10 protein-coding genes are annotated in these 9,757 nt (G+C 72.7%); 7 read left to right on the top strand and 3 right to left on the bottom strand.

Features of this window, described 5'->3' with window-relative positions; all coding sequences use genetic code 11:
• Positions 1-181 precede the first annotated feature (181 nt).
• Positions 182-1,102, bottom strand: a complete 921-nt coding sequence (locus tag ACZ68L_RS39760) for an SDR family oxidoreductase (protein ID WP_469587801.1) — start codon at positions 1,100-1,102, stop codon at positions 182-184.
• Positions 1,103-1,236: 134 nt separating this feature from the next.
• Between ACZ68L_RS39760 and ACZ68L_RS39755 the strand changes: the two genes are divergently transcribed.
• Genes ACZ68L_RS39755 through ACZ68L_RS39740 form a run of 4 tightly spaced genes read left to right on the top strand, consistent with a single transcriptional unit; the run spans position 1,237 to position 4,692 of the window.
• Entirely contained in the window at positions 1,237-1,992 is a 756-nt protein-coding gene (locus ACZ68L_RS39755) for an enoyl-CoA hydratase family protein (protein WP_469587799.1), read from the top strand.
• Positions 1,993-2,006: 14 nt separating this feature from the next.
• Positions 2,007-2,855 (top strand): CoA transferase subunit A, encoded by an 849-nt coding sequence (locus tag ACZ68L_RS39750; protein WP_469587806.1) that lies wholly within the window; start codon positions 2,007-2,009, stop codon positions 2,853-2,855.
• On the top strand, positions 2,852-3,628 hold the full coding sequence (locus ACZ68L_RS39745; RefSeq protein WP_469587796.1) for a CoA-transferase subunit beta: 777 nt from the start codon (positions 2,852-2,854) through the stop codon (positions 3,626-3,628). Before ACZ68L_RS39750 ends, ACZ68L_RS39745 begins: the two co-directional genes overlap by 4 nt.
• Complete coding sequence (locus ACZ68L_RS39740; RefSeq protein WP_469587793.1) at positions 3,625-4,692, top strand: NAD(P)H-dependent flavin oxidoreductase; 1,068 nt, start codon at positions 3,625-3,627, stop codon at positions 4,690-4,692. Before ACZ68L_RS39745 ends, ACZ68L_RS39740 begins: the two co-directional genes overlap by 4 nt.
• A gap of 395 nt (positions 4,693-5,087) precedes the next feature.
• Here ACZ68L_RS39740 and ACZ68L_RS39735 read toward each other — a convergent pair whose 3' ends face one another.
• The gene (locus ACZ68L_RS39735; protein WP_469587791.1) at positions 5,088-6,254 is read right to left on the bottom strand and encodes an acyl-CoA dehydrogenase family protein; all 1,167 of its coding nucleotides are present in this window, start codon (positions 6,252-6,254) and stop codon (positions 5,088-5,090) included.
• A gap of 45 nt (positions 6,255-6,299) precedes the next feature.
• Here ACZ68L_RS39735 and ACZ68L_RS39730 point away from each other — a divergent pair, with 45 nt between their 5' ends.
• From ACZ68L_RS39730 to ACZ68L_RS39720, 3 genes are read left to right on the top strand one after another with little or no spacing between them, the layout of a single operon-like run.
• On the top strand, positions 6,300-6,539 hold the full coding sequence (locus ACZ68L_RS39730) for a hypothetical protein (RefSeq protein ID WP_469587788.1): 240 nt from the start codon (positions 6,300-6,302) through the stop codon (positions 6,537-6,539).
• Entirely contained in the window at positions 6,526-7,599 is a 1,074-nt protein-coding gene (locus tag ACZ68L_RS39725; protein WP_469587786.1) for an acyl-CoA dehydrogenase family protein, read from the top strand. The genes ACZ68L_RS39730 and ACZ68L_RS39725 overlap by 14 nt, the downstream gene beginning before the upstream one ends.
• 38 nt (positions 7,600-7,637) lie before the next feature.
• Complete coding sequence (locus ACZ68L_RS39720) at positions 7,638-8,426, top strand: SDR family oxidoreductase (protein WP_469587783.1); 789 nt, start codon at positions 7,638-7,640, stop codon at positions 8,424-8,426.
• A gap of 153 nt (positions 8,427-8,579) precedes the next feature.
• Here ACZ68L_RS39720 and hsaA read toward each other — a convergent pair whose 3' ends face one another.
• A complete protein-coding gene (gene hsaA / locus ACZ68L_RS39715; RefSeq protein ID WP_469587780.1) occupies positions 8,580-9,746 on the bottom strand; it encodes a 3-hydroxy-9,10-secoandrosta-1,3,5(10)-triene-9,17-dione monooxygenase oxygenase subunit in 1,167 nt (388 codons plus the stop codon).
• Positions 9,747-9,757: the final 11 nt, after the last annotated feature.

Genomic DNA, 9,757 nt, shown 5'->3' with positions numbered 1-9,757 from the left:
GCGTCCAGGCAGAGGGCGAGGGGGGGGGGGGGGGGGCCCCGGCGACCCCGTTGAAAACCCCGGGGTTGCAGGGGCGGGGGCGGGGGGGGGGGGGTGGGGGGCGGGGGGCGCGGGGGGTGGGGGGGGGGGGGGGGGGGGGGGGGGGCCCCCCCCCCCCCCCGCGGCGCGTCCCGGCGCGGCGTCAGCGGGCGCCGTACACCGGCTGAGGCGTCTCGGACGCGGCGAGCAGCTCGGTCGCGGCCGCCCCGGCCTCGGCCGGGCTCCAGCGGGCACCCTTGTCGACGGTGGGGCCCGGCCGCCAGCCCTCCATCACGGTGATCCGGCCGGCCTCGGCCTCGAAGACCCGGCCGGTCACCCCGGCGGATGCCGCCGAGCCCAGCCAGACGACGAGCGGCGATACGTTCTCCGGGGCCATCGCGTCGAATCCACCGTCCCCGGGCGCCGCCATGGACTCGGCGAAGGTCTGCTCGGTCATCCGGGTGCGGGCGGCCGGGGCGATCGCGTTGACCTGGACACCGTAGCGGCCCATCTCGGCTGCGGCCACCAGGGTCAGGCCGACGATTCCCGCCTTGGCCGCGGAGTAGTTGCCCTGGCCGACACTGCCCAACAGCCCCGCCCCCGAGCTGGTGTTGACCACACGGGCCTCGGGGAGCCGGCCGGCCCTGGCCTCGGCGCGCCAGTGCGCCGCCGCGTGCTTGAGCGGCAGGAAGTGCCCCTTGAGGTGGACGTGCATCACCGCGTCCCAGTCGTCCTCGTCCAGGTTCACCAGCATCCGGTCGCGGAGGAATCCGGCGTTGTTGACGAGTGTGTCGAGCCGGCCGAATGAGTCGAGCGCGGTGGCCACGAGGGAGGCCGCGCCGTCGGTGGTGGCGATGTCGCCGCTGTGCGCGACGGCTTCACCGCCGGACGCACGGATCTCCTCGACGACCTGCTGCGCGGGGCCGGTACCCGCTCCGGAGCCGTCGAGGCCCACGCCGAGGTCGTTGACGACGACCCTGGCGCCCTCGGCGGCGAGGGCCAGGGCATGTGCGCGGCCGAGTCCGCGGCCGGCGCCGGTGACGACGGCGACGCGTCCGGCGCACAGGGCGGTCGGTGAGGTCATGGCAGGTGTCCTTCCGATTGGGGCGGGAAGCGGGGCGGCCGTACCGCTCAGTGGCATGACGCTCTCCCGTGGCTTCCACATCACTGCTACGTTTTACCTAACAAACATTTGGTGGAAAGGTAGCTGATCTGCTCATGGGTGTCTCCACCTCCGCCCCGGAAGAGGGCATCTCGGTCGTCACCGTGGACTTCCCCCCGGTCAACGCCCTCCCCGTACAAGGCTGGTACGAGCTGGCCGCCGCAGTGCGCGCCGCCGGAGCCGATCCGAAGGTCCGATGCGTGGTACTCACCGCCGAGGGCCGCGGCTTCAACGCGGGCGTGGACATCAAGGAGATGCAGCGCGCGGCCGGGCCCGAGGCGCTGATCGGCGCCAACCGCGGCTGCTACGAGGCGTTCGCCGCGGTCTACGATTGCGAGGTTCCCGTGGTCGCCGCCGTACACGGCTTCTGCCTGGGCGGCGGCATCGGCCTGGTGGGCAACGCGGACGCCGTCGTGGCCAGCGACGACGCGACCTTCGGCCTCCCGGAGCTGGACCGCGGCGCGCTCGGCGCGGCCACGCACCTCGCGCGGCTCGTCCCCCAGCACCTGATGCGGGCCCTGTACTACACCTCGCGCACCGCGACGGCCGAGGAGCTGCACCGGCACGGCTCGGTGTGGCGGGTGGTCCCGCGCGACGGCCTCACCGAGGCCGCCCTCGAACTGGCCCGGGAGATCGCCGCCAAGGACGGCTATCTGATCCGGCTGGCCAAGGCCGCCATCAACGGCATCGACCCGGTCGACGTCCGCCGCAGCTACCGGTTCGAGCAGGGCTTCACTTTCGAGGCCAACCTCAGCGGCGTCGCCGACCGTGTGCGCGACACCTTCGGCACGGACAAGGAGCAACAGGCGTGACACAGGACAAGACGATGACGGCCGACGAAGTCGTCGGCCGTCTGGAGAGCGGCATGACGATCGGCATCGGCGGATGGGGCTCGCGCCGCAAGCCGATGGCCCTGGTGCGCGCGCTGCTGCGCTCGGACCTCACCGACCTGACCGTGGTCTCGTACGGTGGTCCGGACGTCGGCCTGCTCGCCGCCGCGGGGAAGATCCGCAAGCTGGTCGCGGCGTTCGGGACGCTCGACTCCATACCGCTCGAACCGCACTTCACCGCGGCCCGGCAACGGGGCGCGTTCGAGATGGTCGAGCTCGACGAGGCGATGCTGATGTGGGGCCTGACCGCCGGTGCGCACCGGCTGCCCTTCATGCCGGTGCGGGCCGGTCTCGGATCGGACGTGCTGAAGGTCAACCCGTCGCTGCGCACCGTCACCTCCCCGTACGAGGACGGTGAGGAGCTGGTCGCGGCACCGGCCCTGCGTCTTGACGCGGCCCTGGTCCATCTCAACCGCGCCGACGCACAGGGCAACGGCCAGTACCTGGGACCCGACCCGTACTTCGACGACCTGTTCTGCGAGGCCGCCGACCACGCGTACGTCTCCTGCGAGCGGATCGTCGACACGGCGGACCTGCTCAAGGAGCACGGACCGCAGACCCTCCTGGTCAAGCGCCTGTTCGTGGACGGCGTCGTCGAGACGCCGAACGGCGCGCACTTCACGTCCTGCGTGCCCGACCACGAGCGCGACGAGGCCTTCCAGCGCGCCTACGTCCGGGCCGCCCGCGACCCCGAGGCATGGCGGGCCTTCGACGAACGGTTCCTGTCCGGGGACGAAGCCGCCTATCAGGCCGCCGTCACGGCGTTCCACCAGGAGGAAGCATGAGCGCCACCGAGACCGGCACCCCGACGGCGACCCGCGCCGACTACTGCGTGGTGGCCTGTGCCGAGGCCTGGCGGAACGCCGGCGAGGTCCTCGCCAGCCCCATGGGCACCGTCCCGGCGATCGGGGCGCGTCTGGCCAAGCTCACCTTCTCGCCCGATCTGCTGCTGACCGACGGGGAGGCACTGCTCATGGGCGACGTGCCCGCGGTGGGGGTGCAGCCGGGGATCGTCGAGGGCTGGCTGCCGTTCCGTCAGCACCTCGCGCTCACCGCCACCGGCCGCCGGCACGTGATGATGGGCGCCAGCCAGCTCGACCGGTACGGCAACCAGAACATCTCCTGCATCGGCGACTGGGCCAGGCCCACGCGACAGCTGCTCGGAGTGCGCGGCGCTCCCGGCAACACCCTGAACAATCCGACGAGTTACTGGGTGCCCAGGCATTCGGCGCGGGTGTTCGTCGAACGCGTCGACATGGTCAGCGGCGTCGGGTACGACCGGGCCGCGGCGGCCGGCCCCTCCGCGACCCGCTACCACCGCATCCCCGACGTCATCAGCAATCTGGGCGTCTTCGACTTCGAGACCCCCGACCGCACGATGCGGCTGCGCTCCCTGCATCCCGGCGTCACCGTCGAGCAGGTCTCCGAGGCCACCGGATTCGCCCTCACGATCCCCGACGAGGTGCCCCTCACCCGTGAGCCCACCGAGGCGGAACTGCGACTGATCCGCGAGGTCATCGATCCGAAGGGGCAACGCGAGCGCGAGGTTCCGGCATGAGCGGGCCCGGGTCGATCCCGACCGCGCTCACCACGCTGACCGGGGTCCGGCATCCGATCGTGCAGACCGGGATGGGCTGGGTGGCCGGCCCCCGCCTCGTGTCCGCCGCCGCGAACGCGGGAGCCCTCGGGATTCTCGCCTCCGCCACGATGAGCGTCGAGCGGCTGCGCGCGGCCGTTCGCGAGGTCCGGTCCCGTACGGACGCGCCGTTCGGCGTCAATCTGCGGGCCGACGCGGCGGACGCCGGCGACCGGGTGCGGATCATCATCGACGAGGGGGTGCGGGTGGCGTCCTTCGCGCTCGCACCGTCGAAGCAGCTGATCGCCCGGCTCAAGGACGCGGGTGTCGTCGTCATCCCGTCCGTCGGGGCCCGACGGCACGCGGAGAAGGTCGCCGCGTGGGGTGCCGACGCGGTGATGGTGCAGGGCGGCGAGGGCGGCGGCCACACGGGGAACGTGGCCACCACGGTGCTGCTCCCCCAGGTCGTGGACGCCGTCGGCATCCCGGTGATCGCGGCCGGCGGCTTCCACGACGGCCGCGGTCTGGTCGCCGCGCTCGCCTACGGGGCGGCCGGTATCGGCATGGGCACGCGCTTCCTGCTCACCTCCGACAGCACCGTCCCCGCGGCGGTGAAGGCGAAGTACCTGGCCGCCACGGTGAAGGACGTCACGGTCACGACCAAGGTCGACGGGCTGCCGCACCGCATGCTGCGCACCGAACTGGTCGACGCCCTGGAGCGATCCGGCCGTGCGGCCTCGCTGCTGCGGGCGCTGCGGCACGCCTCGGCCTTCAGGAAGGAGTCCGGGGCGAGCTGGTCCGGGCTGGTCCGCGACGGACTGGCGATGAGGCACGGCAAGGAGCTGACCTGGAGCCAGGTCCTCATGGCCGCCAACACTCCGATGCTCCTGAAGGCCTCGATGATCGATGGGCGCACCGATCTCGGGGTGATGGCCTCCGGGCAGGTGGCGGGGCTGATCGACGATCTGCCGTCCTGCGCGGAGCTCGTCGACCGCATCATGGCCGAGGCGCAGGCCACGCTGAAGACGCTCTCCGGGGCCGGTTGACGGCCTCCCGCACACGCCGCCGGGGCGGTCCGGACTCCGGACCGCCCCGATCCGTGTGGATCGGACGGCGCCGGCCGTCGGCCGCACCGCTCAAGTCCGGGACGGAGAACCGCTCGGAGCTGACTTCACCCACGTCCGGGCACGTCCGTGTCCACCACGCCACCCTGACTCGACGCTCCGCCGCCGAGGCCTGCGCGCATACCGGTGCCCCCGGCCGTCATGTCGTCATCGGCCGGGGGCGGAGCGGACACGCACACCGTCGCCCGGTGACGGCTCACCTGCCCGCGATCGGCCCGTACTCCTGGCGGGCGGTCGCTCGGCCGATCCCGGCGGCGGCGATCACCCGGTGTGCCCGTCCAGGAGGCGGTGCCCCGAGACATGGGGCGGCCGGGGCGTCACGGGCGGATCTCCCTGGGCAGCCCGAGGACACGCTCCGCAATGATGTTGCGCTGGATCTCGTTCGATCCGGCGTAGATGGTGTCGGAGCGGGAGAAAAGGAACAGCCGCTGCCAGTCGTCGAGTTCGTAGGGTTCACCGGCGGCGAGCATGCCGCCCGCGCCGCAGACGCTCATGGCGAGTTCACCGAGCTCCCGGTGCCAGGTGGCCCAGAAGATCTTACCGATGGACGCTTCGGGCCCGGGAGCGCCCGCCGCCACGCCGTCGAGCATGCGCAGGGCGTTGCAGCGGATGGTCTCCAGCCCCGTCCAGGCGCGGGCGAGCCGGTCGCGGATCAGCGGATCGTCCGCGGCGCCGTTGCGCCTGGCCAGTTCGATGAGGGCTTCGAGTTCGCGCCGGAAGCCGACCTGCTGGCCGAGGGTGGAGACACCGCGTTCGAAGCCGAGCGTGGCCATGGCGACGCGCCAGCCCTCGCCCGGCGCTCCGACGATGTGTTCGGCGCGGGTGCGGGCCCCGTCGAAGAAGACCTCGTTGAACTCGCTGGTGCCGGTCAGCTGGGCGATCGGACGGATCTCGACGCCGGGCTGGTCGAGCGGGACCAGGAGGTAGGACAGGCCCTCGTGGCGGGACGAACCGGGCTCGGTGCGGGCCACCACGAAGCACCACTGCGCCTCGTGGGCGAGTGACGTGAAGATCTTCTGGCCGGTGACCACCCAGGAGTCGCCGTCGCGCTCGGCCCTGGTCCGCACGTTCGCCAGGTCGGAGCCGGCGTCGGGCTCGCTGTAACCCTGGCACCACAGCTCCTCGGCCGCGACGATCGGCGGCAGGAAGCGGGCCCGCTGTTCCGGCGTGCCGAAGGCCACCAGGGTCGGGCCCAGCAGTTGTTCGCCGATGTGGTTGACGCGGGCGGGCGCGTCGGCGAGGGCGTACTCCTCGTGGAAGGCGACCTGCTGCTCGATGGTCGCGCCCCGGCCGCCGTACTGCTCGGGCCAGCCCACGCAGGTCCAGCCGGCGGCCGCCATGTGCCGCTCCCAGGCGAGCCGTTCGGCGAAGGCCTCGTGCTCGCGGCCCGGTCCGCCACGGCCTCGCAGTCCCGCGAAGGGACCGGTGAGATTGGCGGCCAGCCAACTGCGGATCTCGGTGCGGAACTCCTCGACGCTGCTCATGGGGTTACGTTAATCTACCAAACACTTGTTAGGGAAGGAGGGTCGATGCCGGCTGCCCACGACGAACCGGATGAGGCCGCGTACCGGGCCGCACGGACGGCACCGCGGACGCACGGGGCCGTAGGCCGCACCGGCGGCCCCGGCCTGTCCCTCTGGATCCGCGAGGCCCGCCCGCCGCGCGACGCCCGGGACACCCCGGCCGCCTGCCGGGCCCACGTACTGGCCGCCTGGCGCGCACGACAGTGTGCGCCACACCGAGGGGAGCAGCCCGATGCGGCTGACTGAGGAGCAGGAAGAACTGAAGTCGGCCGTACGGTCACTGCTGACCCGGCACGAAGGAGCCGAGGCCTGGCGGCCGTTGACCGAGCAGATCGGCGTCGCCGGGCTCGCCGTGCCCGAGGAGTACGGCGGGGCGGGCGGCGGCGCCCGGGATGTCCACGTGCTGATGGAGGAACTGGGCCGGACCCTGAGTCCGCTGCCGTTCCTCGGCTCGGCGGTGCTCACCGCCGGGGCACTGCTCGCCACCGGCGACAAGGCGGCCTGCGGGCGTCTGCTGCCGGGGCTCGTCGAGGGGGCCTCGGTGGGAACCCTGGCCTGGGCCGAGCAGGGGTCCTGGGACCCGGAGGCGGTACGCGCCGAGGCCGTGCCCGGACCCGGTGGCACCTGGCACATCACCGGGACGAAGGAGCATGTGCTGGACTGGCCCCGGGTGGACGTGCTGCTCGTCGCGGCCCGTACGGCGGCCGGGGTCTCGCTCTTCGATGTGGCGGTGGACGCCGCCGGGGCGCACCGTGCGCCCGTCGTCACCATGGACGGCACGCGGAGCCAGGCACAGTGGGTGCTGGACGGCGCCGACGCGCGTCTGATCGGCGTGGACGGCGACGGCGGACGGACCCTGGCGCAGGTACGGGACCTGGCCTGCGCGGCGCTCGCCGCGGAGCAGGTGGGCGCGGCCTCGCGTTGCCTCGAACTCACCGTCGCCTACGCCAGGGACCGCGTCCAGTTCGGCCGCCCCATCGGCTCGTTCCAGGCCGTCAAGCACCGGCTCGCGGACGCCTACGTCCTGGTGGAGTCGGCACGTTCGGCAGCGCTCGGCGCCGCCTTCGCCGCCGACCAGGAGCCCGGCGCGCTGCCACGGGCCGCCGCTGTCGCGAAGTCGGTCTGTTCCGAGGCGTTCTCGGCGGTGGCCGGCGAGATGATCCAGTTGCACGGCGGCATCGGCATCACCTGGGAACACGACGCGCACCGTTACTTCAAGCGGGCGCACGGAGCGGGCGAACTGTTCGGTTCGCCCGCGCGGCACCGGGCGCGGCTCGCCGCCGGGCTCGGGCTGACCACGCACTGACCACCGACCGGGCACACCCGGCAGAGAGGCCGTACATCATGGACATCGGCAACCCGTTCGACTTCACGGGACGCGTGGTGCTCGTCACCGGCGGCACCAAGGGCATCGGTGCCGCCATCGCCGAGGCGTTCCTCGATGCCGGGGCCGACGTCGTCGTCTGCGGCCGCAACGCCCCGGACACGACGCCGGCGGTGCGGGGCCGGGCTGCGGTCTTCGTCTCCGCCGACGTGCGCGACCCCGCGGCGGCGGTCCGGCTCGTCGACGCCGCGGTGGAACGCTTCGGCCGCCTCGACGTACTCGTCAACAACGCGGGCGGCTCCCCGGACGCCGACGCGGCCACCGTCTCGCCCCGTTTCGTGGAGAGGATCGTCGCGCTCAACCTGCTCGCACCGTTCTACGTGGCGCAGGCGGCCCACCGCGTCATGAGGACCCAGCACGGCGGCGGTTCGGTCATCAACATCGGCAGCGTCTCCGCGCACGACCCGCAGCCCGGCACCGCCGCCTACACAGCCGCCAAGGCAGGACTGCTGGCCCTCACCAAAGCACTCGCTCTGGAGTGGGCTCCCGAGGTGCGGGTCAATCACATCACCACCGGGCTGATCCGCACCGAGGGCGCGGCAGCCGTCTACGGCACGGACGGCGGGGTATCGGTGGCCCGCGTCATCCCGATGGAACGGATGGCCGTCCCCACGGATGTCGCCCGCGCCTGCTTGTTCCTGGCGAGCGGGCTGTCCGGATACGTGAACGGGGCGGACCTCGCGGTGCACGGCGGCGGGGAGTTCCCCGCCCGCTATCTCGCCGCGAGGTCGGCCGACGGGCAGGTGTGAACGGGGCGAGGACGCTTCGGCGTGAACCCCGCGTGAACCGGCTGGAGCCCCCGCGCAGGGGGCTCCGGCCGGTTCACTCGGGGTTCACGCGGGCGGATTCACGGGCGGCGACGCGTCCGCGCGGGGTGCGTTCCCCCGGGGCCGGGACGATCCTCAGACCAGGTTGTCCTCGACTGTCAGACCGAAGGCCCCGCGACCGTACATGGCGAGGGCCCGTTCCACGTCGTTGGCCACGTGGACGCTTCCGGCGTGGGCGTCCCGCCAGGCGCGCTCGATGGGGTTGCCGCGCCGCAGCGCGTTGCCTCCGGCGGTCTTGAAGAGCAGATCGATCGCGGCGACGGCCCGTTCGGTGCCCCGGACCTGGTCCCGCCGCGTGCGCAGTCTCAGCTCCATGGGGATCTCCCGCCCGGCGGCGGCGAGTCCGGACAGCTCGCTCAGGTTCCGGTCCATCTGCAGGATCGTCGCGTCGATGTCGGAGGCGGCACGCGCGATGGCGACCTGGGCGAACGGGTCCTCGGTGAACCTGCCGCCGCCGAGGCTGAGCCGCACCCGCTCCTTCATCAGCGAGAGATAGGACTCGTAGCCGCCCGACACGACGCCGATCACCGGTGCCGTGATGGCACTCGTGAAGATCGCCCCGAACGGCAGCCGGTACAGCGGCCCCTGGTTGACCTGCTGCCCCGGCCCCTTCAGCTGGGCCTGCTCGTAGTTGCGAAGCACGCGGTGGGCCGGGACGAACGCCGACTCGACGACGATGTCGTTGCTGGCGGTGCCGCGCAGCCCGACCACGTCCCACATGTCCTCGATCGCGTAGTCGGACCGGGGCACCAGGACGGTGAGGAAGTCCACCGGCCGTCCCCGCGCCCCGACGACGAGAGCGCCGAGCAACGCCCACGAGGCGTGCTCGCAGCCCGAGGAGAAACTCCACCGGCCGGTGAGCCGGTAGCCGCCGTCGACGGGGGTGAGCCGGCCCACCGGCGCGTACGACGAGGAGATGCGGGTGTCCGGGTCGTCGCCCCAGACGTCGTCCTGCGCCCGAGACGGGAAGAGGCCCAACTGCCAGGGGTGCACGCCCAGGACGGACGCCACCCACCCCGTGGAACAGCACACCGCGGAGATCTCCCGCACCACCTCGTAGAAGTCGGCCGGGTCGGCCTCGATGCCGCCGTACCGGGCCGGCTGCAGCATCCGGAACACACTGGCCTCGGCCAGGTCACGGACCGTGGCCCCCGATATGCGCCGCGCCTCGTCCGCGGCGACGGCCCGTTTCCCGATGGCCGGCAGCAGAGCGCGCACCGACTCCAGAACCTGATTGCCCATCGTCCGTCCTC

It is taken from the genome of Streptomyces sp. NPDC104309 (assembly GCF_055584025.1).
This window is presented reverse-complemented; position numbering and strand designations above follow the sequence as displayed.

Coding starts and splice junctions, on each gene's coding strand:
- ACZ68L_RS39760 (WP_469587801.1), bottom strand. CDS start 1,102: ATGACCTCACCGACCGCCCTGTGCGCCGGACGCGTCGCCGTCGTCACC.
- ACZ68L_RS39755 (WP_469587799.1), top strand. CDS start 1,237: ATGGGTGTCTCCACCTCCGCCCCGGAAGAGGGCATCTCGGTCGTCACC.
- ACZ68L_RS39750 (WP_469587806.1), top strand. CDS start 2,007: ATGACGGCCGACGAAGTCGTCGGCCGTCTGGAGAGCGGCATGACGATC.
- ACZ68L_RS39745 (WP_469587796.1), top strand. CDS start 2,852: ATGAGCGCCACCGAGACCGGCACCCCGACGGCGACCCGCGCCGACTAC.
- ACZ68L_RS39740 (WP_469587793.1), top strand. CDS start 3,625: ATGAGCGGGCCCGGGTCGATCCCGACCGCGCTCACCACGCTGACCGGG.
- ACZ68L_RS39735 (WP_469587791.1), bottom strand. CDS start 6,254: ATGAGCAGCGTCGAGGAGTTCCGCACCGAGATCCGCAGTTGGCTGGCC.
- ACZ68L_RS39730 (WP_469587788.1), top strand. CDS start 6,300: ATGCCGGCTGCCCACGACGAACCGGATGAGGCCGCGTACCGGGCCGCA.
- ACZ68L_RS39725 (WP_469587786.1), top strand. CDS start 6,526: ATGCGGCTGACTGAGGAGCAGGAAGAACTGAAGTCGGCCGTACGGTCA.
- ACZ68L_RS39720 (WP_469587783.1), top strand. CDS start 7,638: ATGGACATCGGCAACCCGTTCGACTTCACGGGACGCGTGGTGCTCGTC.
- hsaA (WP_469587780.1), bottom strand. CDS start 9,746: ATGGGCAATCAGGTTCTGGAGTCGGTGCGCGCTCTGCTGCCGGCCATC.